Raw genomic sequence first — 26,024 nt, forward strand, 5'->3', positions numbered from 1 at the left:
AATGCCTTCCATTTTCAGCCTGTCCAAACCCGCCTCCTGACGCCTCTCGGCGGGGGCACTTGTGTCTTACCGTTAATGCTTGGATGATAATGATAATTAATTGCATTTAATATCGCAAGCGGAGCCTCTGACGAATCAATAACGGGGAGCGGGGTAAGAGGAAGGGCGAGGAAACGAAATGCGGCTGACGGGCAGCCGCATGGGCAGGCGATTTTAGTGCAACATAAACCAGCCGGCAGGCAGCGTGGCCACCAGCAGCAAGAAGATGCTGCTTTTTTCCAGGCGATTGAGCAGATTGATATCCCGATGGCCGCGGCGGGCATACATGAACACCAACAGCCCTGGCGCATACAGCAGCACTGACATCAGCAGGTGCATCAGCCCGGAAGCATACAGCAGCCACAGGCCATAGACGCAGGCGCCGGAGGCGGCGAAGATCAGGCGCTTGTCGCGGCGGCGGTAAGCCACCTTGAACAGAAACGCGCCGACCAGGAAGTAAGGCACCAGGATCATCTCTGACGCGATGGTCAACAGCGAGTTGTAGTTGCTGCCGGTCAGCCAGATAAGCACCAGCGCCAGCTGCACCGCGATGTTGGTCAGCCACAGCGAAGAGGACGGGGCGTGATGGCGGTTCTGCTTGCCGAACACGCGCGGAAACGCGCCGTGCTGCGCGGCCAGCAGCGGCACTTCCGCCGCCATGATGGTCCAGCTCAGGTAGGCGCCGCACACGGAAACGATCAGGCCGGCGGCGATGAGCACGTCTCCCCACGGGCCGATCAGTTCTACCATCAGTACCGCCATCGACGGATTGCGCATCTCGGCCAGTTCGCTGCGCGGCACCACGCCCAGCGACAGCAGCGTGACCATCAGATACACCGCCAGCGCCGACAGCACCGCCAGCATAGTGGCGCGGCCCACGTCTTTCTTATTGCGGGCGCGAGCGGAAACCACCACCGCGCCCTCCACGCCGATAAACACCCATAGGGTGATCAGCATGGTGTCCTTGACCTGTTCCCACACCGGTTTGCCGAGGGCGACGCCGTTGAAATCCAGTGTGAACACGTCCATTTTAAAGGCGATCGCCGCCAGAACGGCGAACATTCCCAGCGGCAACAGCTTGGCGAGGGTGGCCGCCAGATTGATGCTGGCGGCGGTTTGCACGCCGCGCAGCACCAGCGCGTGCACGATCCACAGCAGGGCGGATTCGGCGATCAGCGCCTGCCAGGTATTGCCGTCACCGAGGATAACGTTGCCGCCGCGATCGGTGAAAATGCTCAGCGCCGCGAACACGATCACCAGATACGAGACGTTGGCGATCACGGCGCACAGCCAGTAACCCCAGGCGGAGCAGAAGCCCACCAGTTCGCCGAATCCTTCTTTGGCGTAGGTGAAGATGCCGCCGTCGAGATCCGGACGCAAACGCGTAAGCAACAGCATGGCGAATGCTAAGAACAGAATGCCGACGCCGGTGATCCCCCAACCCAGCAGCAGCGCGGCGGGGCTGGCGACCTGCGCCATGTTTTGCGGCAGACTGAACACGCCGGCGCCCAGCATCGAGCTGAGCACCAAAGCGGTTAGCGCGGTAAGACCGAGTTTTTTTTCCAATGACGGATCCTGAACGCAGAATAAACAACTGGAAGGGAACTGCTTGGCTGCAACAATGTATTAACAACCACTGCGCGAATAGACAATAGCCCTAAAAATTGGCGCAAATTCTACGGAGGGATGATTAGAGATGCAATGATTGAATATGCGGAATTTACAAAAAACTATTCAACGCGCGATGAAAAAAGCGGCAATAAAAACGGGCAGCTCAAGGGCTGCCCGATGGTAAACCTAAAAACGGGTTTTATTTGAACAGATCGGCGCTGACGGTCAGGTTGCCGCCGCTCTTGTTCTGCCACTGGCGGGTGACGTGGTAGTACTTGGCGCCTTTCTCAGCCGCGCGTTTCGCCACTTCGGTGGAGACATCGGTCATGCTGTTGAAGTGGCCGGTGAAGGTGACGGAATCGAACGGCACCATCTGCGCGGCGGTCACGTTGTTCACTTCCTGGATCTTGGTGCCGTTAGGCAGCGTGACGGTATAGCGTTGGCCGGTAGAGGACTGGGTTTCGAAGAAACGGCCCACTTCGCGGCTTGGCGAACCGGAAGATGCGACGCCAGGGATTTCGACTTTCGCGGCTGCGGCGCCGCCGGCGGCCAGCGCGGCGCGGCCGGCGTCAGAATCGGCCGGAATGGCGTCCGGGCTCTGCACGCGGCGTTTCGGCGCATCGGCCTTATAGATATAGGCGGTGACGAACTGGTTGCCGCCGGAGTTGGCGTCAACCTGGCGCACGATGAAGAAGGATGCAGCGCCTTTTTTCTTCGCTTCTTTGGAGATGGCGTCGTTGATGTCCGGCTGGCTGCGGTAGAAGCCGCTGACGCTCACGGTATCGTAAGGCTCCAGCAGGTAGGCTTCCTCTTTAGGCAGTTCATTCACGCCGTTAAATACGCGGTATTTTGGTGTTTTGCTCACTTCTGGCGCATCTTTATGATAAAGGTCTGCGGTGACGCGCCAGTTGCCGCCGTTGTTGCTGTTGTTGCTGTCCTGGATATAGAAGGAATCGGCACCCAGTTTGTCTGCACGGCGGGATACGGCGTCGACGGCTTCATTGATGGCATTGAAGCGGCCGGTAATCGTGATGCGATCAAACGGCTTCAGCGCCGCTGCTTTCTCAGGAGTTAACTCTTGCGCCGCATGAGCAGACAGCGCGGTGAGTGATAACAAGGCTGACGCGATGATCGTGGTCTTCAGCTTCATAAAAAATCCTTTCGCCTAGCGCATTAACGTTTATAACGTACTGAACTGTTTAAGTGTAATTCAGCCGTCGATTATTACATGTAATTCTGAAAACTGTCTCAGCATTTTATGTTATCCCGTGCGACAAATCGGTGACGGTGACGCGTGTCGCACGGAGGGCGCCACCGTCATAAGTTTCCATAATAACGGCTTGGGTGTCATTAATGTTAATTATTCACAAAATGATAACTTTTATGCTTTTCCGCCGCGCATGGCCATAATTCGTTACGCCGGGCGTAAACCTCTTGCCACGCAGAATACGCTGTTCTGTATGGATTTTTTCACAGTAAATTGCGATTTGTCATATCACGCGCGGCGTTTTTATGTAAAAACAGGGCTGAATGCGTAAGCAATTATGGATCATCGACCTTATTTTCAGTAGGTTATAGTTGGCGTCTGAAATCAGTGCGGGCAAGTTAACGCTTCGCCCGCCAGCGGCGCCGTGCTATGGGCAGGAAAATAATAAACATCATCCAAGACAGGTGAGAAGGGAACATTATGCGTATTGGTGTACCAAGAGAGCGGTTGGCCAATGAAGCCCGGGTCGCAGCCACGCCGAAAACGGTGGAACAACTGCTGAAGCTGGGTTTTACCGTCGCGATTGAACGCGGGGCGGGCAAACTGGCCAGTTTTGAGGACGTCGCCTACGAAGCCGCCGGCGCGGCGCTGGTCGACGAAAACGAAGTGTGGCAGTCGGATCTGATCCTGAAAGTCAACGCGCCGCAAGACGACGAGATCGCCTTGATGCGCGAAGGCAGCACGTTGGTCAGCTTTATCTGGCCGGCGCAAAACCCTGAATTGATGACCAAGCTGGCGGCGCGCAACGTCACCGCGCTGGCGATGGACTCGGTGCCGCGCATCTCGCGCGCCCAGTCGATGGACGCGCTGAGCTCGATGGCCAACATCGCCGGCTACCGCGCGATCGTCGAAGCGGCGCATGAGTTCGGCCGCTTCTTCACCGGCCAGATCACCGCCGCCGGCAAAGTGCCGCCGGCCAAAGTGATGATCATCGGCGCCGGCGTGGCCGGCCTGGCGGCGATCGGCGCTGCGGGCAGCCTCGGCGCCATCGTGCGCGCCTTCGACACCCGCCCGGAGGTGAAAGAGCAGGTGCAGAGCATGGGCGCGGAATTCCTCGAGCTGGATTTTGAAGAGGAAGCGGGCAGCGGCGACGGTTACGCCAAAGTGATGTCCGAAGCCTTTATCAAGGCCGAGATGGCGCTGTTCGCCGCACAGGCGGCGGAGGTCGATATCATCGTCACCACCGCGCTGATCCCGGGCAAACCGGCACCGAAGCTCATCACCAAAGAGATGGTGGCGTCGATGAAGCCGGGCAGCGTGATCGTCGATCTGGCGGCGCAAACCGGCGGCAACTGCGAACTGACCGTGGCCGACACCATTACCGTGACCGACAACGGCGTGAAAATCATCGGCTATACCGATCTGCCGAGCCGCTTGCCGACCCAATCTTCGCAGCTGTACGGCACCAACCTGGTCAACCTGTTGAAGCTGCTGTCGAAAGAGAAAAACGGCGAGATTGACATCGATTTCGACGATACGGTGATCCGCGGCGTTACCGTGGTGCGCAGCGGTGAAATCACCTGGCCGGCGCCGCCGATCCAGGTCTCCGCCCAGCCGAAAGCGGCGCCCGCCGCCGCACCGGCCGCCAAACCCGAAGCCAAACCGACCTCGCCGTGGCTGAAGTATGGCCTGATGGCTCTGGCGATACTGCTGTTCGGCTGGCTGGCGGACGCGGCGCCGAAAGAGTTCCTGTCGCACTTTACCGTGTTCGCGCTGGCCTGCGTGGTCGGTTACTACGTGGTCTGGAACGTCAGCCATGCGCTGCATACCCCGTTGATGTCGGTCACCAACGCGATCTCAGGGATTATCGTGGTCGGTGCGCTGCTGCAGATCGGTCATGGCGGCTGGGTGAGTTTCCTCTCCTTTATCGCCGTGCTGATCGCCAGCATCAACATTTTTGGTGGATTCACCGTCACTCAGCGCATGCTGAAGATGTTCCGCAAGAACTAAGGGGTAACAAATGTCTGGAGGATTGGTTACAGCTGCATACATTGTTGCCGCTATTTTGTTTATTTTCAGCCTGGCGGGCCTGTCGCGTCATGAAACGTCGAAGCAGGGCAACCTGTTCGGCGTCGCCGGCATGGCGATCGCGCTGATCGCCACCATCTTGGGGCCGGATTCCGGCAACGTCGGCTGGATCATCATCGCCATGATCATCGGCGGCTCGATCGGCGTCTATCTGGCCAAGAAGGTCGAGATGACCGAAATGCCGGAGCTGGTGGCGGTGCTGCACAGTTTCGTTGGCCTGGCGGCGGTGCTGGTCGGCTTCAACAGCTACCTGGATCATGGCGGGCCGATGGAGCCGGTGATGGCGAATATCCATCTGACCGAAGTGTTCCTCGGCGTCTTTATCGGTGCGGTGACCTTCACCGGGTCGATCGTCGCCTTCGGCAAGCTGCGCGGCATCATTTCTTCCAAACCGCTGATGCTGCCGAATCGCCACAAGCTGAACCTGGCGGCGCTGGTGATCTCGTTCCTGTTGCTGGTGGCGTTCGTGCGCACCGACAGCGTGGGCTGGCAGGTGGTAACGCTGTTGCTGATGACGGCGATCGCGCTGGCGTTCGGCTGGCATCTGGTCGCCTCGATCGGCGGCGCCGACATGCCGGTGGTGGTGTCGATGCTCAACTCTTACTCGGGGTGGGCGGCCGCCGCGGCGGGCTTCATGCTGAGCAACGATCTGCTGATCGTCACCGGCGCGCTGGTGGGCTCTTCGGGTGCGATCCTGTCTTACATCATGTGCAAGGCGATGAACCGCTCGTTTATCAGCGTGATCGCCGGCGGTTTCGGCAGCGACGGTTCTTCCACCGGTGACGCCGAAGAGATGGGCGAATACCGTGAAACCACGGCGGAAGAGGTGGCCGAGCAGCTGAAGAACTCCACGTCGGTGATCATCACCCCGGGCTACGGCATGGCGGTGGCGCAGGCGCAGTATCCGGTGGCGGAAATCACCGAAAAACTGCGGGCGCGCGGCGTAAAGGTGCGTTTCGGCATTCACCCGGTCGCGGGGCGCTTGCCGGGCCACATGAACGTGCTGCTGGCGGAGGCGAAGGTGCCGTACGACGTGGTGCTGGAGATGGATGAAATCAACGACGATTTCCCGGATACCGACACCGTGCTGGTGATCGGCGCCAACGACACGGTGAACCCGGCGGCGCTGGAAGATCCGCGCAGCCCGATCGCCGGCATGCCGGTATTGGAAGTGTGGAAAGCGCAGAACGTAATCGCGTTCAAACGCTCGATGAACACCGGCTACGCCGGCGTGCAGAACCCGCTGTTCTTCAAGGAGAACACCCAGATGCTGTTCGGCGACGCCAAAGACAGCGTGGAGGCGATTCTGCGGGCGCTGCAGAAGTAAAATTGGGCAACCAAAAAAACGGGCCGCTTAGCGGCCCGTTTTTTATGCGCGAAGGTTAATCTTCGTCGTCATGCTCGTCATCTTCATCCGCCTCGATCGGGCAGTTGAAGTTTTCCGGTTTAATCACCAGCAGGTCGCATTTCAGATGATCGATCACATGTTCCGCGGTGTTGCCGATAAAGGCGGCTGAAATGCCGGTGCGGCCCAGGGTGCCCAGCACCACCACGCCGGCCTGCAGATGTTCGGCCAGATCGGGGATGACCTCTTCCGGCAGGCCTTTTTCCACGTGGGTGAACTCTTCCTTAATGCAGAATTTCTGCCGCAGCGCCTTCATGGCGATCAGATGCTGGCCGCGAATGGCGTCGTTGTAGACGCTCGGGTCGAAGTCGGGCAATTCGATGGCGATGTTGATCGGGGTAACGGGATAGGCGCCGACCAGGTGAACCTCGGTCTGGTTGACGTTTTGCGCCAGTTCGACGGTTTCTTGCACCAGTTTGATATTGAGCGGGTCGTGATAGGGTTCCTCGCTGGCCAGGTTGACCGCCACCAGCGCCTTGCCGCCTTCCGGCCAGGGCTGGTCTTTCACCATCCACACCGGGCAAGGGCATTTGCGCAGCAGGTGCCAGTCGGTGGGGGTAAAGATCACCGACTCTAACCGATCGTGTTGGTGCGCCATTTTCAGCAGCAGGTCATGTTGGCCGGAAAGCACTTCCTGAATGATGGCTTCGAAGGGGCGGTTATGCCAAACCACTTTGATTTCGATCGGCACGCCGTCGTTGAGATAGAAGCGGCACTGCTCGTTGATCCAGGCGGCGCGTTGGCTGATCACACCTTGCCGCATCGCCGTTCTTTCATCCGGGGAGAGCAGGGTCGTCATTTCGTAAGAGAAGTCATAGATGGGCAGGAAGGCCTTGATGCGCCCGCCGTTCCGTTTTACCAGGTACACGGCGCGGCGCAATGCCGGCTGATCGTCCTGATTGGGGTCAATAGCCACCAGAAGATTCTGATACTTCGCCATAGGGCCTCCTTACAGCTGAAATCAACAGTCTGTTAATTTACAGAGTAACCCAACATTGAAAAACAGAACAACAACGGAAGCGTGCCGGATCAACAATTTCGGTGAAATGGTGATCCGGCGGGGGAATCAGGCGTTGACGGTCACGTTGATGCGCGGCGTACCGGCCAGCACCGACAGCGCGTCGGCGTTTTCAATGGTGATGTATTTGCCTTTCACGCTGAGGATTTCGCTTTTCTGGAAGCGCCCCAGCAGGCGGCTGATGGTTTCCACCGTCAGCCCAAGGTAGTTGCCGATGTCGCCGCGGGTCATGGTCAAACGGAACTCGCGCGGTGAGAAGCCGCGCTCCGCAAAGCGGCGTGACAGGTTGTAAACGAACGCCGCCAGGCGCTCTTCGGCGTTTTTCTTCGACAGCAGCAGGATCATGTCCTGGTCGCCTTTGATCTCGCCGCTCATCAACCGCATGATCTGCTGACGCAGGTTCGGCATTTTGCCGGACAGATCGTCGAGGGTCTCGAACGGGATCTCGCACACCATCGAGGTTTCCAGAGCCTGAGCGAAGCTCGGGTGCTTCAGGCCACCGATGGCGTCGAAGCCCACCAGGTCGCCCGCCAGGTGGAAGCCGGTGATCTGCTCATCGCCTTGCTCGGTGATGGTGTAGCTTTTAATGGTCCCGGAACGGATCGCGTACAGCGATTTCAGCTCGTCGCCGGCCTTGAACAAGGTCTGGCCTTTCTGGATGGGCTTCTTCCTCTCAATAATGTTGTCGAGCTGGTCCAGCTCGTGAGCATTGAGGGTGAAAGGAATGCACAGCTGGCTGATGCTGCAGTCCTGGCAATGGATCGCACAACCACCAGACTGGATACGACGAATCACGCGTTTTTCCGGGATCATAGATTACGCTCATTCAATAATTGATATGAGTCAATTTTAACATCTTTTGCTGCAGCTGATAAGGGTGGCATTAGCATGAATAGGGGTATTGTGTGCGAATTTTGCGCACACATGCCGCCGATTATTCTGTATCGGACTGAAGTTATGAGTATTATTTGTGACTTATGCGTTTTATTCACACAGGTTATTAATAGTGCCCAGCGGGCACGAGCGCGGCGTTGGGCAATGTGCTTTATTAAGCAGCGCCAAACAATGGCGCTGCTTAAGCCGATCGCAGCGGCTACAGCAAACTTTTCGGCAGGTAGCCTTCATGCTGCAGCAGCCATTGCTTGCGCTGTACGCCGCCGGCATAGCCGGTCAGCGCGCCCTGCGAACCGATCACCCGGTGACAGGGCACCACGATGCTGATCGGATTTGAACCGTTGGCCATGCCGACCGCGCGCGAGGCGGTCGGACGGCCGATACGTTGCGCCAGCTGGCCGTAGGTCAGGATCTCGCCGCAGGGGATTTGGCGCAGCTGTTGCCACACGGTGCGCTGGAACTCGGTGCCGGCGGTCATCACCGGCAACCGATCGATAATGCTCAGTTCCCCGGCGAAATAGCGTTGCATGGCGTCGGTCAGCCCGCTGGGATCGCGCTGCTCGCGCAGAGTGAAGCGATCGGTGCGGTAGTGGGTGTTCAGCAGCTTCATCAGGCGCGCTTCGTGATCGGTCCAGTCGATCGCCCGCAGGCGCCCCTGTTCATCGGCAATCAGCACCAGTTCACCCACCGGCGTAGCGGTACGATCAATCAAAAAAGTCTGCATCTGGATCACTCCTCGGTTTAGTGTGGCGATTATCGCATGAAACGGAGGGAGACGATGGCGGATTTCGGACATGCTGATGGGCAACCGCAGGGTTGCCCGAATAGCCGGCTTACGGTAAGGCGGGGAGTTATTGTGCGATAAATTTATAAAATAAATTTATAATTCATCAAGACGAGTCGTACCTTGTTTATTATTTAAGCAGGCAGTGCCGCTTTGCGGTTACTTATAGCTGATAGTCACGCGCTTTAAATGGGGGTCGTTATTCACCATCTCACTGCTGACGGCAGAAACTAATTCTTTTGGCATCTCTGTTAACGAAGAGGATATATACCCGTTCTGATATTCCGTCACTTTACCGAAGCAGCTGGAGATAAGCTTTTCATCCTGATGTTTGACGGTGCAGGCCGGCGTGGTAATGGCGCCGGTGAAGCGCACGACGCCGGAGGCGACCTGACTGCCGGAAAGCGGTTTTGCTTGCAGAGCGAAGGGCAGAATGACCAATGCGCTTAATACGGCTAAGTAATGGTTCATATGCTGTTCCTTTCAGAGTAAAAACACTGCCAATTAAAAAAACAAGCGTGCTTGTTTTCATCAAATAAGCCATTTCGCCTGGCGAAATAAAAACGAATGGGCAAAAATCCTACTGCCCGCATTCAATGAATTTGATAATAGGGAGGTAGGATGAGTAAAACCATGATTTGGATCATAGTGAAGACTGGTTAATGATTTGAGGCGCGGGCGGGATAGCAGGCTGTGATCGTTCTCTCAGGAAATTCGGGCAATGGCGGCCGTTTTCGCCCCCGTTGCGCGGCCGCAGCAACGGGGGCGAGAGCGGGGTTACAGCATGCCGCTGCTGCCGCAAATGCGGATCTTTTCCGCCACCACTTCTTTCATCGCCAGCTTGCCGGGGACGATGTACTTGCGCGGATCGTTGGCGTCCGGGTGCTGCGAAAAGTAGCTTTTTACCGCATCGGCGAAGGCGATTTTCAATTCGGTGGCGACGTTGACCTTGCAAACGCCGAGCGAGATCGCGCGCTTGACCATCGCTTCCGGAATGCCGGAGGCGCCGTGCAGCACCAACGGCACGTCCACCTGTTCGCGGATCAGCGCCAGGCGCTCGAAGTCCAACTTCGGTTCGCCGTGATACAGGCCGTGGGCGGAACCGATCGCCACCGCCAGCGAATCGATGCCGGTGGCGGCGACAAACTCGCGTGCCGCGGCCGGATCGGTATAAAAGCTGTCCGCCGTATCGACGATCAGATCGTCTTCCTGCCCGCCCAGGCGGCCCAGCTCCGCCTCCACGCTGGCGCCGTAGCGGTGGCACAGGGCTACTGCGGCGGCCACCTTGGCGATATTCTGCTCGAACGGCAAATGGGAGCCGTCGATCATCACCGAGCGGATGCCGCTTTTCACCTTATACTCGATGTCGTCCAGCGCTTCGTGATGATCCAGATGCAGCGCCAGCGGCAGATCGTAGCGGTGCGCGGCCGATTGGCAAATGCCGATCAGGTAGTCGGTGCCGGCATAGCTGAAGGTGCCGGGCGTGCCGGCCATGATCACCGGCGAGCGCAGCTCGGCGGCGGTCTCCGCCACCACCTGCACGGTTTCCAGATTGTGGACGTTAAACGCCGGAACGGCGTAACCCTGGCGTTGCGCCTTGAGCAGCATGTCTCGGTTGGCTATCAGATACATGGGATCTCCTTACAGCTCGGGGGAAGGAAAACGGTAAATCGTCACGCCTTTCACCACCCGGTTGACCTCGCCGGTCGGGCAGGGGTTATCCGGGGTCAGCCCCAGCGCCAGCGAACTCTCGAAGGCCAGCATCTGGCTGAACAGCAGATACGGGAACAGCAGCCAGATATCGTCAGCCGCATCGTGCATATGCAGCAGGGCATCGGACAGAGGTTGGCGTTCGCCGGTCAACCCGACCAGCTGCATCGCCTGCCCATCGCGCTGCAGCTCGTTCCACAGATCGCGGTCATACTGGCGGGCATAGTCGTTGTGGGAGAACATCAGCACCACCAACGTCTGGCCGTCGACCATGAATTTCGGGCCATGGCGCAGGCCGAGCGGCGAGTCGTAGCGCGTAACGATGCGGCCGGCGGTCAACTCCAGCATCTTGAGCGAGGCCTCTTCGGCGAGGCCGGTAAAACAGCTGCCGCCGAGGGTGATATAGCGGCGGAAACCGCTGGCGGCCAGCGCCTTCACCTGCGGCTGCAGCGTTTCGCGCAGTGCGCGGCAGCGCTGCACCATGGCGTTCAACGGCGCCTGGGCGGCCTCGAGCGAAGCCGGGCCGAGCAGCAGCGCGGCGCTCAGCATCATGCAGCTGAAGCTGGAGGTCATGGCGAAGCTCTGATCGTTGGCGCCTTGCGGCATCACCAGCGAACAGACGTTGCCACGCTGATGCGCGTACTGCGCCAGCCGGCTGTCCGGGTTGCACACCAGCATCAGATGATAGCTTTCCGGCAGCAATTGATCGGCCAGCACCACCGTCGCCACGCTTTCCGGGCTGTTGCCCGAACGGGCGAAGGAAACCAGCAGCGTCGGCCGATCAGGGTCAAGATACTGCAGCGGGTTGGCGACGATATCGGTGGTGCCGTAAGCCACCACGTCGCGGCCGGTGCGTTCGCGCAGCCAGGGGGCCAGGGCGCGGCCGGCAAATGCCGAGCTGCCGGCGCCGCACAAGACGATTTGCAGGCGCGGATTAGCCAGCAACGGCGCCAGGAACGGTTGCCACTGCGCCTGTTGATCCTGCAGTTGGCGGTGCAGCGCCGCCCACAAATCCGGCTGTTGCCAAATTTCTGCGGCGGTATGCCAGGCGTTGCGCTGCTTCAGCCAATTCGCCTCGTAAGAGAAATACGCGTTCATGATGACAGCTCCTTAAAAAGCCTCGGTTAACGGTCGGCGATAATCACGTCGATCCCTAAATGGTGCAGCGCCTGCAGATAGTGTTCCGGAATGCGGCTGTCGGTGACCAGGCGGTGGATCTGGCCGATGTCGCGGATCATGCAAAAGCTGGTGCGGCCGAATTTGCTGGCGTCGGCGAGGGCGATCACTTCGCGCGCCACCTCGCACATCACCCGGTTCAGCTGCGCTTCGCCCGGATCCGGCGTGGTGATGCCGCTCGCGAGATCGAAGCCGTCGACGCCGAGAAAAAGCTTGTCGAACCGATACTGGCGCAGCTGCTGTTCGGCGGCGGGGCCGTACAGCGACCAGGCTTTGCGGCGCACGCTGCCGCCGACCACCATCAGGTCGATCTCCTCGTTGTTGGCCAGTTCGAAGGCGATGTTGAGCGCGTTGGTCATCACCACCAGATCCTTTTTCCCCGCCAGCTGCGGCGCCATTTGGCTGGTGGTGGAGCCGGAGTCGAGGATGACGGCGTCGCCGTCTTCAATCAGCGCCGCGGCCGCGCAGGCGATGGCGTGTTTGACGTCGCGATTGATGCGGCCCTTGTCCTGCAACGGGCGGTCGAAGGCGAACTGTTTGTTCAACATGGCGCCGCCGTAGGCGCGCACCGCGCAGCCGTGTTTTTCCAGCTGGCGCAGATCGCTGCGGATGGTGACGCTGGACACCGAAAACTGCTGGCTGAGCTGCTCCACGCGCACCGTGCCCTCGCGACACAGCTGGTCGATAATTAATTCCCGGCGTTTTGCGGTATTGATCATTAACGCAGACTCCTGATTTACCTGTAGCCGTGCCCGACCGCGGCTTAATAAGCCGCAGCGATACCGACCGGAGCGCTTTCAGTTGTTCGTGGCGAATTACAGCAAACGAAACACTGAAATGCAATCGATTAATTTTAAAATATCTATATCTATCAGTTGGTTATATTTGATTTTGCTTTCGGTTGGGCGGCAACCGAAAGCAGTGTTAACGCAAAGTGAAAACGGCAAATTCGTTATTTTTCAGTCGCCAATTCCCAGCGCTTATTCATTCAGTCCGTCGATGCCGAAAGCCGCAGCGATCGCTCGACAATCTCCGAGCTTTCACTGTTTTTTTATGCCGGCGCGCGTAAAAGCGCTGCGCCGCGCACGCCGCTGCTGTCACCGTGCACCGGCGGGAACACCGCCGCCGGCTCCATGCCCGGCAGCAGCCAGCGCCGCATCGCCGGCGGCAACAGCCGGTAAAGCTCGCCGACGTTGGACAATCCACCGCCCAGCACGAAGGCATCAACATCCAGCAGCAGCTGTAAGCCGGCCAGCGCGCTGGCCAGGATGTCGACGTAGATGGTCATCAGCCGCTGCGCGAGCGCATCACCGGCACGATAGCAGGCGACCAGCGCCGGCACGTCAGCGGCCGGATGGGCGAAATGGCGGCTCAGCGCCAGCAGCCCGCTGCCGGAGACGTAGCGTTCAAAGCAGCCGGTCAGCCCGCAGTTGCAGCCGAACAGCGGCAGATCGTAACGCTGCGCCAGCTGGGCCGAGATTGGCATATGGCCCCATTCGCCCGCCACGCCGCTGCGCCCCTTGTGCAGTTGCCGGTTCACCACCAGGCCGCCGCCGGCGCCGGTGCCGATGATGGCGCCGAACACCAGCGGCAGGTGCGCGGTTTGCGGCGTGCTGGCTTCCGACAGCGCGAAGCAGCGGCAGTCGTTCTCAATAGCGATCGGTCGCGCCAGCGCCTGCGTCAAATCATCCGCCAGGCAATGGCCGGTCAGGCAGGGCACGTTGACCGCCAACTGGCGGCGGCTGACGGGATCGGTGATCCCCGGCAAACCGATGCCGATGCTGCCGCGCGTGTGCAGTTCGCGATCCGCCTGCTCGACCAGCCCGGCGATGCAGGCCACGAACTCGCCGTAATCGCCGGTTGGGGTGCGCACCCGCTGGAGCAGCACCTGATTGAGCCGGCGATCGTAAGCGGCCATTTCAATTTTGGTGCCGCCGATGTCGAAGCCGTAACGCATCTCTGTCGTGGCCATGCTTTAGGCTCCACTCAGGGCGATCACCGCCGCCTCGCGGCGGGCGCGTTCGGCGGCAAACACCATCAGGTGGCTCTCCAGCGCTTCCGCCGGGCCGGCCAGCACCTGGCTCGGATCGTTGGCGCGAATGGCCGCGATAAAGTGCTGCATCAGGAAGTAGTCGCCGCCGCCGTGGCCGGCCATGGCGTGCAGATCCTGGCCGGCGTCGGTGTCGTAATGCGTTTCGCCGTCGTCGAGGAACGAGGTGATGCGGATATGGCGGCCGTCGCCTTCCAGGCAGCCGCGGCTGCCAAAGATGCGGGTGTGACGATCTTCGTGGCGGGTAAAGGCCGTCATGGTGAACGACGCGGTACGGCCGCCGGCGAACTGCATGTTGACCACCTGATGGTCGACCACGTTATTGTCGCAGCGGTAGACGCAGCGGCCGTAAGGCCCGTCGCGCAGCGCCGCCCGCAGCGTCGTCTGGTCGGGTTCCGGCGTCAGCACGCGCAGAAAACCGGGCGTGGCCTTGTGATCGTCGCCCAGATAGATGCGTTTGGCGGAATAGGGGCAGTTTGCCTCTACCGCGCAATCCAGGCAGTTGTCCGCCGCGCCCGCCGGTTGGTTTTCCTGGCGGAAGTGGCGCAGGTTGCCGAAGGAGCTGACCTGTTCGCAGGGTTGCTCCATCACGTAGCGGATCCAGTCGATGTCGTGGCAGGATTTCTGCAGCAGCATAAAGGCGGCCTGCCGATCGTTGCGCCAGTTGCCGCGCACGAAGGAGTGAGCCTGATGCCAGTAGCCGACCGGTTCCAAATGTTGCAGGCTGACGATGTCGCCGATCGCGCCGTCGCGCAGCAACTGTTTGAGCTTTTGGGTATAGCGGGTGTAACGCAGCACGTGGCCGACCGAGAAGATCAGCCGTTGGCGCGTCACTTCGGCGACGATGGCGCGGCACTCATCGGCGTCCGGCGACAGCGGTTTTTCCAGCAGCATGGCGTAGCCCTGGCGGGCGAAGGCCAGCGCCGGTTCCAGGTGCATCTGATCCTGGGTGCAGATCAGCACCGCGTCGGCCAGCTTGCCGGCGTCGGCGGCCTGACGCCAGTCGGTGAAGACGTTTTCCGGCGCGATGGCATGCTGCGCCACGAACGGCTCGCGGTAGGCGTCGCGCGGTTCCGCTACCGCCACCACCTGCATCAAATCGGGATGCGCCAGCGCATAGCGCGAGTAGATTTCACCGCGCGCCCCGGCGCCGACCACCAGCACCCGCACCGGGCGATGGGCAAAGCTGTTGGGTTGTGTTGACGACATTGCTGGATACTCCGCTGTTGTTATTTGAGGTTTTGGCCGCTGAGCTCGTCGAACAAATGCGCGCGCGTCAGATCGAATGCCAGATGAATGCTTTCGCCGAGGCGCGGCTCCCAGTCCGGCAGCGACGCCATGCGCAGCACGAAGCGCAGATCGGCCAGTTCGCAGTGCAGCAGCTCTTCGTTGCCTATGCGCTCGATAGTGACGATCTGCGCCGGGAAACAGTTGGCGCTGCCGGGCGCGCACAGCCGCAAAGACTCCGGCCGGATGCCGAGACACACCCGCGCATGCGGGTAGTCCGCCAATTGCCGTTGCAGCGCCGGCGGCAGATCGAGCAGGTGCTGCAGGCCGATACGCAGCCGCACCGTTTGGCCGTCGCGCACGATCGCCAGATCGTGCAAATTCATCGACGGGCTGCCGATAAACTCGGCGACGAAACGGTTGGCGGGGTGGTGGTACAGATTGATTGGTTTATCCACCTGCATGATGGCGCCGCGGTTCATCACGCAAATGCGGTCGCCCATGGTCATCGCCTCGACCTGATCGTGGGTGACGTACACCATGGTGGCGGCGGCGCCTTCTTGCTTCAGCTGGTTGTGCAGTTCGATCAGCTGCACGCGCATTGACACCCGCAGCTTGGCGTCGAGGTTGGACAGCGGCTCATCGAACAGAAACACCTTGGGTTTGCGCACGATGGCGCGGCCGACAGCCACCCGCTGGCACTGGCCGCCGGAGAGCTGGCCCGGCTTGCGCTGCAGCAGATTGGTGATCTCCAGCTTTTCCGCCGCGTCGCGCACCCGGCGGTCGATCTCCGCCTTGCTCTCTTTGCCGATCAGGCCGAACGCCATGTTCTTGTACACCGTCATGTGCGGGTACAGCGCATAGTTCTGGAACACCATGGCGACGCCGCGATCCTTCGGCATGCTGTCGTTGACGCAGCGATCGTGGATCAGGATCTGCCCCTCGCTGACGCTCTCCAGCCCGGCGATCATCCGCAGCAGGGTGGATTTGGCGCAGCCGGACGGGCCGACGAACACCATAAATTCCCCGTCTTCAATGTCCAGATCGACGCCGTGCAGCGCGTGGAAACCGTTGGGGTACACTTTTTTAACGCTGTTTAACTGAATTCCGGCCATGTTGTTTACCTTGTCTGCGCGTTAGCCTTTCACCCCGGCGCTGGCGATGCCCTGGATGAAATAGCGTTGGAAAATAATGAACAGCATCAGCATCGGGATCACCGCCATCAGCGCCCCGGCCATCAGCAGCGGGTATTCCACCCCGGCGCGGCTGGAGAGCGAGGCCAGCCCTACCGGCAGCGTCAGCTTCTCGGTGGTGGTATTGACGATCAGCGGCCACATCAGGTTGTTCCAGCTCCACAGGCCGTTGATGATGACGCAGGCGATAATGCCCGGCCGGATCAGCGGCAGCATGATGCGCCAGAAGATGGCGAAGTAGCTGTAACCGTCGATCAGCGCCGCTTCCTCCATCTCCTTCGGCACCGCCAGGAAGAACTGGCGCAGCAGGAAGGTGGCGTAAACGCTGAAAATGCCCGGCAGCACCAACCCGGTGATGCTGTTGACCAGCCCCAGCTTCTGCACCACCAGGAATTGCGGGATCAGAAACGCCTGGCCGGGCACCATCAGGATCGACACGCACACCAGAAACACCGCGTCGCGGCCGCGAAAATGCAGGCGCGAGAAGCCATAGGCGGCCAGGGTGGCGATAGCCATCTGCAGGCTGACGGTGAAGAAGGTCGCCAGCAGCGAGTTGAGATAAAAACCGGCGAACGGGATTTCGTGCATCACCCGGCCGTAGGCCTGCAGGCTGGGATGCGCCGGCAGCAGCGTCAGCGGGATCTGGATGCTCTCGGCCTGGGTTTTCAGCGAGGTCACCAGCATCCAGATAAAGGGCACCACCGAGGCCAGCGCCGCCAGCCCCATAAACAGGTACACCAGCGTTTTCTTGCTTGCGTTCATGTGCAGCTCCTCAGCTGACTTTCAGGCGCTTGCCGATCGCCATTTGAATCAGGGTGATCACCAGCGTGACGGCGAACAGCACCACGGTGATGGCGGAGGCGTAACCTTTTTCCTGCAGGTAAAACGCGTACTTGTAGAACAGGTTGGTGACGGTCATCACGTCGTTTTCCACCAGCGCGCGGTCGAACATCAGGAACACCACGTCAAAGACTTGCAGGATCTCGATAAAGCTCATCACCGACACGAAGAACAGCGTAGGCACCATCATCGGCAGCGTGATGCAGAAGAAGCGCCGCAGGGTGCCGATGCCGTCGATATCCGCCGCTTCGTACAACTGGCGTGGAATGCTCTGCAGTCCGGCCAGCAAAATGATGATCTTCAGCGCCAGCGACGACCAGATGATGATGATGGATACGCTGATGCGCACCACATCCGGATCGGACAGCCAGGCGACCGGCGCAATGTGCAGCAGGCCCAGCGCCTGGTTGATTAGGCCGAAGTCCTTGTTGAACAGCCATTGCCACACCATGGCCACCGCCGCGGGCATGGTGACCGCCGGCAGGAACAGCAGGGTGCGCAGCAGGCCTTTGCCGCGGATATTCTGGTTGAGGCCGATCGCCAGCAGCAGCGACAGGCTCAGGCTGATCGGCACGCAGACCACCACGTAGAACAGGGTGTTGGCGGCGGCGGTGTAAAAGTCGTCGTCTTCGAACAGGTTGAGATAGTTATCGACGCTGATGCTGCTCCAGCGCATGAATTGGTTCAGATCGGTAAAGCTGTAAAAGATGTTTTGTAAGAAGGGGATCAGGTAAAACACCGTCACCCCCAACAACAGCGGCAGGATCATCACCCAGCCCCAGAAGCGCTCGGCGCGTTCGAGCCGATTGAGCGCGGGACGGGCGGTGCGCCGGGGGTGTTTCAGGGTGACCGTAGCCGTTTCTGCCAGCGACATGTTGCCATTCCTCACCTATGACGTTCAGCGTGGTTCCCCCGCGGCGCGCGCTCGGGGCTGCGCGCCGCGGCGGGGTGATTACTGCTCCATGACGCGCGCGATCTTCTTGACCGATTTGTCCATTTCCTGCTTAGCGTCCGCGCCCATAAAGATCTTTTTCAGGCTGGCGATCCACATGTTTTGCCACTTCGGCGTATTGGTGCCGGCGGTGGGGTAAGCCTGGGTCACTTCAAGGGTCTGGATATAAGGCGTGACGTCAACCTTTTGGATCTGCTGCGCCCAGACCTTGGCCGCCGTCTTGTTGGCCGGGATCACCACCTTGGCCAGCTCCGCCTGCGAGGCTTCGCTGCTCATGAAGGCGATATATTTCCAGGCGGCCTGCTTGTGGGCGCTTTTCGCCGACATGGCGAAGGCCAGACTGTGCGCCACGCCGGACTGGCGTTCAATTTTGGGCATCATCACCACGCCGATGTGGTCGTTGATCAGCGGGTTATTGGCGAACGGCGCCGCCAGCCAGGAGCCGGCATAGACCATCGCGGCGCGGTTGGACTGGAAGATATTCTCGGTTTTGACTTCGCTCATTTGCTGGGCGCTTGGCATCAGGCCGTCTTTCATCATGCCCTGCAGCTGTTGGTAGACCCAGAGGGATCTGTCGTTGGCGATGTCGGTGGGCTGGCCGTCTTTCGGCACGATGTGGTTGCCGTTTTGGAACAGCAGGTTCATGTAACTGTCCTGGCCGTCGATGCTGAGATCCATCACCAGCGGGAAGGCGGCGCCTTTCAGCCCGTTTTTCAGCGCGGCGGCCTTGCTCTTCAGATCGTCCCAGCTCCAGTCGTTGGTGGGGTAGCTGACGCCGGCCTGATCGAACAGCTTTTTGTTGTACCACACGGCGATGGAATCGACGTCGCGCGGGATGGCCATCTGCTGACCGTCATACTGATAGGCTTTCACCGAGCTGGCGACCACGTCGTCCAGCTTAAGGCCGCTGTCCTTAATATAGGGCGCCAACGGCTCCATAATGCCGTTTTTAGCGTACTGCACAAAATAAGGCATATTGATCCAGAATATATCTGGCGCTACGCCGCCGGCGGCGGCGGAATCTAATTTAACGAAATATTGCGCCGAGGGGGTTAATTCTATTTCTATTTTTATATCCGGATTGGCCTGTTCAAAGCGCTTGGCAATCTCCTGTTCGGCGGGTAATTGATTTCTGTCCCAAACGGCATAGCGCAAAGTTATTTTATCTGCGGCATGGAGCAGCGTGGGTAATAATAATGCGCTGGCAAGAATAGAATGTGCCAGCAAGCGGCCGGTATTTTTTATCGGTGACATTGCTTTCCCCTCGGTGAGCGACGAATAGCGTTTTTCGCAACGTAAATTCTTTCTATCCCTTAACTTTCAATGTGTCAATACACCCCCAAACGCCCAAAAATGGGGCGTAAATGTTTCGTTGTTGTTAAAATCGAAAGGCTTTCACGGTCAAGCGAAAGGCGCTCTTGTTCACATTTCATTAACCTTTATGCGGGGTTTTTCCCCGGTGGCGCGGCATTTAGCGGCCTTCGCAGGCATAGGAATAACTGATAACCCTTGCACCATAATGGGGATTAAAAATATTTTTATTGTGCAAGCTTCAGCTTCTTTCATTTTTGTGATGCAAATAAACAAAAAAATCTTGCTGAGGCTGTCCAGGGAGGGCGCGCAAACGTTTTTTATTGCCGGCTATTGTTTGTGTCGATAAAAGACGCTAGCCTGAATCTCACAACACTTATTCATCCATAATAAAGAGGGCGGAATATCATGCGCCTGTCTCTGGTATTTACGCATTGCCTGGAGAAAGTATTTCATCGCCAAAATATGCCGCCCATTGCCGTGGAAAATCGGTTGAGCGGGTTAAATAACGAGGTGCTGTCCTGGCAGGCGGTGTACTGTTTGCAAACCCCGGGCAACGAGACTCGCCATGAGCTGTGTTATCAACTCGATGGGCCGCTGGCGGAGTATATCAGCGTGCGCCAGGTGCAATCGGTGCCGAGCGGTTTTCCCTGTTATCGCGAGACCGATGAGAATTACCTGACGACTGAGCCGGGCTTATTTCCCGATCCGCTGATACCGCTGCCGCAACGGCGTTTTTTTGCCGCCTGCCGCTATTATGGCAGCCTGTGGTTGACCCTGACGCCGCCGGCCGACGCGCAACTGGCCGGCGACTTTCCGTTGACCCTGCGGCTGCGGGATGCCCAGAGCGGCGAGGCGCTGGCCGAGGCCACGCTGACGCTGCATCTGGTGCCGGCGGCGTTGCCGCCGCAAACGCTGTTGCACACCGAGTGGCTGCACACCGACTGCCTGGCGGATTACTACCGTCTGGCGGTGTTCAGCCCGGATTATTGGCGCGCGGTGCGCAACTTTGTGCGCTGCGCGGTGCATAGCGGGGTCAATATGCTGCTGACGCCGCTGTTTACGCCGCCGCTGGATACCGCCGTCGGCGGTGAACGCACCACGGTGCAGTTGGTGAGGGTGTCGCGTTCCGCGCAGGGGTATCGCTTCGATTTCAGCCGCCTGGCGCAGTGGGTGGCGTTGGCGCAGGAAGAGGGCATCGAGCACTTCGAAATCGCGCCGTTGTTTACCCAATGGGGCGCGGCGCATGCGCCGAAGATCGTGGTGGAGGAGCAGGGCGAGGCGCGACCGCTGTTCGGCTGGCACACCGATGCGCAGGGCGAACCGTATCAGCGTTTCCTGCAGGCGCTGCTGCCCGAATTGACCGCCTGGTTCCGCGAGCGGGGGTTGGAACGACAGGTGTGGTTCCATGTTTCCGATGAGCCGACGCTGGACAACCTGGCGGCCTACCGGCGCGCCAGCGCCGCGCTGCTGCCGCTACTGGATGGCTTTCGCACTTTCGATGCGCTGTCGGATTTCGCTTTCTATCAGCGAGGCCTGGTGGAAATCCCGGTCGCCGCCACCGATCATATTGAGCCCTTTATCGAACACCGGGTGCCTGGCCTGTGGGCCTATTACTGCTGCGTGCAGAAGACCGAGGTCGCCAACCGGTTCTTCGCCCAGCCTTCGGCGCGCAACCGCATATTGGGCGTGCAGCTCTATCTGTACCGCATCGCCGGCTTCCTGCATTGGGGATTCAACTTCTATAACAGCGCCCATTCGCTCGAACGTATCAATCCTTATGCCGTGACCGACAGCGGCCATGCGTTTCCCTCCGGCGATCCGTTCGTGGTCTATCCGGGCGATGATCTGCAGCCGGTGGAATCGCTGCGCCTGCGGGTGCTGCATCAGGGGCTGCAGGACATGCGCGCGCTGCAACTGCTGGAGAGTCTGACCGACCGGCCGACGGTTGAGGCGCTGATCGAACGCGAGCTGGGCATGCGCATCACCTTCAAGCGTTATCCGCACCAGGCCGGGCCGCTGCTGCGCCTGCGCGACGCGGTAAACCGCCGCATCGAAGCGTTGCTAGCGCCGATGTGAAGGCAAGTGGGGGCGAAAATGCGTCTTTCGCTCCCAATTCGCCATTACTTTGCTATACCTGATAGTCGATGGATTCACTTTATTGTCATGTAACTGACACGTCAGAGTCACGGCTCTGGCTTAAGTTTGCAGCGACTACGTCAGGAGATAACGCGATGTTCAGCCTGGATTCTCTGTTGCAAGATGCATTTCCACACCGCAATACCCCTGCCTGGCAGCGCAGCCTGCTAAGAACCCTTCTCTTCGAAAAAGAATTCAAGCAGTTCGCCGCCGATTATCCCCACCTGAAAGGGCTCGATCTGATCGAGCAGGTGGTGGACTACTTTAACCTCAGCTGCGAACTGGTGGACGGCGATCTGGAAAACATCCCGAGCCAGGGGCCGGTGGTGCTCGTGGCCAATCACCCGATCGGTTCGCTCGACGGCCTGGTGCTGCTGCGCGCCGTTGCGGCGGTGCGCCCGGATGTGAAAGTGGTGGCCAGCCAACTGCTGACCTACATTGAACCGCTGCGCAGCCTGTTCGTGCCGGTGGATAACGTCGCTTATAAAACCAGCCGCAAACAGATTGAAGGCATGCAGCAACAACTGGACAATCAGGGCGCGCTAATCCTGTTCCCGGCCGGCGAAGTGTCGCGCATGAGCCCGAAAGGCATCCGCGACGGCCACTGGCATACCGGTTTTCTGCGCCTGGCCGCCAAAGCGCGCGCGCCGATCGTGCCAATCCACATCAGCGCACGCAACAGCAACCTGTTCTACTTTACCTCACTGGTCTACCGGCCGCTGTCGACGTTGCTGCTGGTGCGCGAAATGTTCCAGCAGCGGGGCGGGCGCATCAAGATCCGCGTGGGCGGCCGCGTGCCGTTCGCCAACTGGCACGACGGCCACACCAGCGCCAAGGATCTGGCGGAGCGTTTTCGCCGCCACGTCTATTGCCTGGGCCAGGGCAAGCCGGGGCTGTTCGCCAGCGAGTCGCCGATCGCGCTGCCGGAAGATCGTCTTGAGCTGAAAAAGGCGCTGGCGAACTGCGAACGGTTGGGGGTAACGCCGGACGGTAAAACCATCTATCTCTATCGTCGCCATGACGAAGCGCGTACGCCAATCCTGCGCGAGCTGGGGCGCCTGCGCGAGATCGCCTTCCGCGCGGTGGGGGAAGGATCCGGCCGCCGCCGCGATCTGGACAGCTACGACGACGATTACTACCACCTGGTGCTGTGGGATGAGGAGGAGCTGGAGATCGTCGGCGCCTATCGCTTTATCCCTACCGCCGAACAAATCGCGCGCAAAGGGCTGGAAAGCATCTACAGCAACAGCCTGTTCCATTATGACCGCGATATGGAACCGATCCTGGCGCAGGGCATTGAGCTGGGGCGCAGCTTTATTCAGCCGGCCTATTGGGGCAAGCGCGGGCTGGACTATTTGTGGCTGGGCATCGGCGCCTATCTGTCGAAATACCCGCAGTACCGCTATCTGTTCGGCCCGGTGTCGATCTCCGGCGGCATGCCGCTGGCAGCACGTGACTTGCTGATCGCCTTCTATCGGCTCTATTTCTCGCCGGATCACGCGTTCGGGCAGTCGCGGCGGCCTTATCCGGCGTCGCTGCCGCAGGTGCTGGCGCAGTTTGCCGGGGACAACTATCAGGAAGATCTGGTGCGGCTGAAGAGCCTGCTCAGCAATATCGGCTGCTCGATCCCAACGCTGTACAAGCAGTACACCGAGCTGTGCGAGCCGGGCGGGGTACAGTTTATCGATTTCGGCACCGATCCGGCGTTCAACAACTGTATCGACGGACTGGTGCTGGTGGATACCACGCGGCTCAAGCCGTCGCGGTATCAGCGTTATATCGCGGTGCACCAGCCGCAGCCGGCCGAGACGGCATGACTATAGTCTGACTCATGCCTTTTTGATCTAAGCACGACCTTGGGGCCGGCGACGGGATAGCGCTACGATAAACGTTTTGCTTTCCACCGCCGGAGCCTGTCATGCCCCATTCGTTTATCCCGCCGCTATTGTCCGCCGATGAACCGCCCGCAGCTGCCGTTGAAATCCCGCGCGGCAAAGCGCCCTTTTTGCTGCTGTGCGATCACGCCGGCAAGGCGATACCGCAATCTCTTGGCGATCTCGGTTTGCCGCCGGGGGAGATTGAACGCCACATCGGCTGGGATATCGGCGCGCTGAGCGTGTCGCGCCATCTGAGCCGCCAACTGGACGCCACCCTGATCCACCAGCGTTACTCACGGCTGGTGATCGACTGCAACCGGGCGCCCGGCATCGCCAGCTCGATCCCGCATTTGTCCGAACTGACGCCGATACCCGGCAATATCGGTATCGACGCCGAGCACGCGCTGGCGCGCGAGCGTGAGGTGTTTTTGCCGTATCACCACGCCATCGACGATCATTTGGGGCAACGTCAGCTGCGCGAACTGCCGACGGCGGTGATCGCCATGCACAGCTTCACGCCGGTGTTCAAAGGGGAATCGCGCCCCTGGCAGGTGGGGCTGCTGTTTAATCGCTACCCGGAATTTGCGCTGCTGCTGGCCGAACTGCTGCGCGAAGAGGGGGATTTGCAGGTGGGGATCAACGAGCCCTATGCAATGACTGACGCCACCGACTACACGTTGCCGGTGCATGCGGAACGGCGCGGTTTGCCTTATGTCGGCATCGAAATCCGCCAGGATCTGATCGCCGATGAACGCGGGCAGCAGGCGTGGGCGAAACGTTTCGCACGCCTGCTGCCGCAGGCCTGGCAGCGCTGGCAAATTTGACTTTAGGAATATTCCCAGAGATGATAACCGTAAGGAATACGTAATACGTCATTAGAAAAAAAGTCAGGAGAGACGTGTGGAGCACAGCGATAACGGACTGTTTATCAAACGGGAGCGTTTTGAAGTTCTGGCGATTCTGCGTGAAATTTGCAAACAACGCACGCCGCTGCGCGTAGAAAATCAGCAGCACCGGTTTCAAAGTCTGTTATTGAGCGTCGGGCCGGACAATATCGTGTTTAGCGGTGAGGAAGCGGAAAACGCCATCGACGGCGCCTGCACCATCGTGATTGAAAGCCACGACGCCAAAATCGAGTTTTCCGTCGGCCAGGCGGAATTGACCGAACATCAGGGCGTCCAGGCCTGCTCGACCCGGCTGCCGCAGGAGTTGGTTTACATCCAGCGCCGCCGTCAGTTCCGCATCACCACGCCGCACTGGCGCCAATTCTTCTGTACCGGCGAATACCCGGACGGCACGCCGTACGAGCTGCGGATCCACGATCTGTCCGCCGGCGGCGTCGGTTTGCGCTTCGACGGCCCGCTGCCGGATTTCTTCCAGCCAGGCCTGCAGTTCAAGAAAGCGGAGTTGGATCTGGGCAGCTACGGCAGCTTCAAGGTCAACATGGAACTGGTGGTGGTCAACGACGATCAGGAAACCGACGATAACGATCGGGTGGTGCACTTCTCGCGCCTGTCGTGCCGTTTCCTTAAGCTGGGGCTGGCGATGGAACGCAAAATTCAGAGCGCGGTGTTCGCCTTCGAGCTGGATTTCAACAAAAAGAAAAAACGCTGATAGGTATCAGGGGCGGCACGCTGCCCCTGACTCTCCACCGGCCTTACGGCTTTAACGCCCGCAGGCTGCCGATCTCTTCCCAACCGAAATGCGCCGCTTCGGCCAGCACGTCGCACACTTCACCCCCGGCGGCGACCACGGCCGCGTCGAGCGCGGCGCCGCGCAGCAGATGGCTCACCAGCAGTGCGGTGAACAGATCGCCGGTGCCTTTGACCGCCGATTTAACCTTCGGATGGGTAAAGCACTGCGTTTCCTGCCGGGTGACCAGCATCAATCCCACCTCGTCTTCGCGCTGCGCGACGCCCGGCGCGCTGGTGACCAGCACCCATTCGGTGGTGTCGTTCAACAGCGCCTGCGCGGCGCGTTGCGTCTGCTCCCGGCTGCTCAGAGAGCGGCCGCACAGCTGCTCCAGTTCGAAACCGTTCGGCGTCAGGCCGTTGGCCAGCCGCAGGAACGGCGAGCGATAGCAGTTGACGATGCGCTCATCCACGTAGATACCTTCGCCGTAATCGCCCATCACCGGATCGATATAGATCCTTATCTGCGGATTGAGGGCGCGCACCCGCTGCAGCCAGTTGGCCAGAATATGGCACTGCATCACGTCGCCCAGGTAACCGACGATCACCGCCCGGGTGCGTTTCATCACGCCGCGGGCGATCAGATCGTCGAGAAAACCGCCGAACCACTCGCCGGAGATGACGCCGCCGTGCGGCTTGCCGTAATAGGGCGGGCAGCCGAACAGCACGCTGGGCACCTGCAGCGCTTCCAGCCCCTTTTTCAGCAGGGCGCGGTAGGCGATGCCGTTGCCGACGCTGCCGTAGACCACCTGAGATTGAATGCTGATCACGTCGATGGACGGTGACCGCAAGGGTGAAGCCTGTTGCATGAG

The 26,024-nt window shown here is 59.8% G+C and carries 22 protein-coding genes; 6 read left to right on the forward strand and 16 right to left on the reverse strand.

The features are described 5' to 3' along the window. Window positions 1-213 precede the first annotated feature (213 nt). Complete coding sequence (locus CRO23_RS11225) at window positions 214-1,605, reverse strand: amino acid permease (RefSeq protein ID WP_049299367.1); 1,392 nt, start codon at window positions 1,603-1,605, stop codon at window positions 214-216. Between the two features lie 244 nt (window positions 1,606-1,849). Beyond that, window positions 1,850-2,800 carry a DUF1471 family protein YdgH gene (gene ydgH, locus CRO23_RS11230; RefSeq protein WP_004938291.1) on the reverse strand — a complete coding sequence of 317 codons (951 nt, stop codon included), beginning with the start codon at window positions 2,798-2,800 and terminating at the stop codon, window positions 1,850-1,852. A gap of 537 nt (window positions 2,801-3,337) precedes the next feature. On the opposite strand from ydgH, the gene pntA reads away from it, so the two are divergent. Together pntA and pntB are read left to right on the forward strand one after the other, a co-directional pair. Beyond that, complete coding sequence (gene pntA / locus CRO23_RS11235; protein ID WP_097101948.1) at window positions 3,338-4,867, forward strand: Re/Si-specific NAD(P)(+) transhydrogenase subunit alpha; 1,530 nt, start codon at window positions 3,338-3,340, stop codon at window positions 4,865-4,867. A 10-nt stretch (window positions 4,868-4,877) separates the two neighbouring features. Continuing rightward, complete coding sequence (gene pntB / locus CRO23_RS11240; RefSeq protein WP_028127446.1) at window positions 4,878-6,272, forward strand: Re/Si-specific NAD(P)(+) transhydrogenase subunit beta; 1,395 nt, start codon at window positions 4,878-4,880, stop codon at window positions 6,270-6,272. A 55-nt stretch (window positions 6,273-6,327) separates the two neighbouring features. On the opposite strand, the gene uspE is transcribed toward pntB, so the two are convergent. The 13 genes from uspE to CRO23_RS11305 all read right to left on the reverse strand — a co-directional run bounded on the left by uspE (window position 6,328) and on the right by CRO23_RS11305 (window position 19,448). After that, entirely contained in the window at window positions 6,328-7,290 is a 963-nt protein-coding gene (uspE, locus tag CRO23_RS11245) for a universal stress protein UspE (RefSeq protein WP_004938281.1), read from the reverse strand. Window positions 7,291-7,416: 126 nt separating this feature from the next. Next, entirely contained in the window at window positions 7,417-8,181 is a 765-nt protein-coding gene (locus CRO23_RS11250; protein ID WP_004938278.1) for an FNR family transcription factor, read from the reverse strand. 280 nt (window positions 8,182-8,461) lie between these two features. After that, window positions 8,462-8,986: a methylated-DNA--[protein]-cysteine S-methyltransferase gene (ogt, locus tag CRO23_RS11255; RefSeq protein ID WP_097101949.1), complete on the reverse strand. Its 525-nt coding sequence runs from the start codon at window positions 8,984-8,986 to the stop codon at window positions 8,462-8,464. Between the two features lie 219 nt (window positions 8,987-9,205). Then, on the reverse strand, window positions 9,206-9,517 hold the full coding sequence (locus CRO23_RS11260; RefSeq protein WP_016927593.1) for a hypothetical protein: 312 nt from the start codon (window positions 9,515-9,517) through the stop codon (window positions 9,206-9,208). 306 nt (window positions 9,518-9,823) lie between these two features. Then, window positions 9,824-10,678, reverse strand: coding sequence for a tagatose bisphosphate family class II aldolase (locus CRO23_RS11265; protein ID WP_048795608.1), 855 nt, complete (start codon window positions 10,676-10,678; stop codon window positions 9,824-9,826). A gap of 9 nt (window positions 10,679-10,687) precedes the next feature. Then, entirely contained in the window at window positions 10,688-11,854 is a 1,167-nt protein-coding gene (locus tag CRO23_RS11270; RefSeq protein WP_097101951.1) for an SIS domain-containing protein, read from the reverse strand. A 26-nt stretch (window positions 11,855-11,880) separates the two neighbouring features. Further along, the gene (gene agaR / locus CRO23_RS11275; protein WP_016927596.1) at window positions 11,881-12,651 is read right to left on the reverse strand and encodes a transcriptional repressor AgaR; all 771 of its coding nucleotides are present in this window, start codon (window positions 12,649-12,651) and stop codon (window positions 11,881-11,883) included. A 332-nt stretch (window positions 12,652-12,983) separates the two neighbouring features. Further along, on the reverse strand, window positions 12,984-13,889 hold the full coding sequence (locus CRO23_RS11280; protein ID WP_049299361.1) for an ROK family protein: 906 nt from the start codon (window positions 13,887-13,889) through the stop codon (window positions 12,984-12,986). Between the two features lie 18 nt (window positions 13,890-13,907). Beyond that, window positions 13,908-15,191 (reverse strand): Gfo/Idh/MocA family protein, encoded by a 1,284-nt coding sequence (locus CRO23_RS11285; protein ID WP_016927598.1) that lies wholly within the window; start codon window positions 15,189-15,191, stop codon window positions 13,908-13,910. 20 nt (window positions 15,192-15,211) lie between these two features. Further along, window positions 15,212-16,324, reverse strand: coding sequence for an ABC transporter ATP-binding protein (locus tag CRO23_RS11290; RefSeq protein ID WP_097101953.1), 1,113 nt, complete (start codon window positions 16,322-16,324; stop codon window positions 15,212-15,214). 21 nt (window positions 16,325-16,345) lie between these two features. After that, entirely contained in the window at window positions 16,346-17,164 is an 819-nt protein-coding gene (locus CRO23_RS11295; protein ID WP_016927600.1) for a carbohydrate ABC transporter permease, read from the reverse strand. Window positions 17,165-17,174: 10 nt separating this feature from the next. Then, the gene (locus CRO23_RS11300) at window positions 17,175-18,116 is read right to left on the reverse strand and encodes a carbohydrate ABC transporter permease (protein WP_015377976.1); all 942 of its coding nucleotides are present in this window, start codon (window positions 18,114-18,116) and stop codon (window positions 17,175-17,177) included. A 78-nt stretch (window positions 18,117-18,194) separates the two neighbouring features. Continuing rightward, window positions 18,195-19,448: an ABC transporter substrate-binding protein gene (locus tag CRO23_RS11305; RefSeq protein WP_049191746.1), complete on the reverse strand. Its 1,254-nt coding sequence runs from the start codon at window positions 19,446-19,448 to the stop codon at window positions 18,195-18,197. Window positions 19,449-19,913: 465 nt separating this feature from the next. On the opposite strand from CRO23_RS11305, the gene CRO23_RS11310 reads away from it, so the two are divergent. From CRO23_RS11310 to CRO23_RS11325, 4 genes are all read left to right on the forward strand, one after another. Continuing rightward, the gene (locus tag CRO23_RS11310; RefSeq protein WP_049277961.1) at window positions 19,914-21,584 is read left to right on the forward strand and encodes a DUF4091 domain-containing protein; all 1,671 of its coding nucleotides are present in this window, start codon (window positions 19,914-19,916) and stop codon (window positions 21,582-21,584) included. Between the two features lie 155 nt (window positions 21,585-21,739). Further along, entirely contained in the window at window positions 21,740-23,461 is a 1,722-nt protein-coding gene (gene olsF, locus CRO23_RS11315; RefSeq protein ID WP_097101954.1) for an ornithine lipid synthase OlsF, read from the forward strand. A 101-nt stretch (window positions 23,462-23,562) separates the two neighbouring features. After that, window positions 23,563-24,345 carry an N-formylglutamate amidohydrolase gene (locus CRO23_RS11320; protein ID WP_016927605.1) on the forward strand — a complete coding sequence of 261 codons (783 nt, stop codon included), beginning with the start codon at window positions 23,563-23,565 and terminating at the stop codon, window positions 24,343-24,345. 76 nt (window positions 24,346-24,421) lie between these two features. Then, window positions 24,422-25,135, forward strand: coding sequence for a flagellar brake protein (locus tag CRO23_RS11325; RefSeq protein WP_097101956.1), 714 nt, complete (start codon window positions 24,422-24,424; stop codon window positions 25,133-25,135). A gap of 43 nt (window positions 25,136-25,178) precedes the next feature. On the opposite strand, the gene CRO23_RS11330 is transcribed toward CRO23_RS11325, so the two are convergent. Continuing rightward, the gene (locus CRO23_RS11330; protein ID WP_049299356.1) at window positions 25,179-26,021 is read right to left on the reverse strand and encodes a PfkB family carbohydrate kinase; all 843 of its coding nucleotides are present in this window, start codon (window positions 26,019-26,021) and stop codon (window positions 25,179-25,181) included. Window positions 26,022-26,024: the final 3 nt, after the last annotated feature.

Origin of the sequence: Serratia sp. JKS296 (assembly GCF_900215445.1) — a bacterium.
GTDB classification, from domain to species: domain Bacteria; phylum Pseudomonadota; class Gammaproteobacteria; order Enterobacterales; family Enterobacteriaceae; genus Serratia; species Serratia marcescens.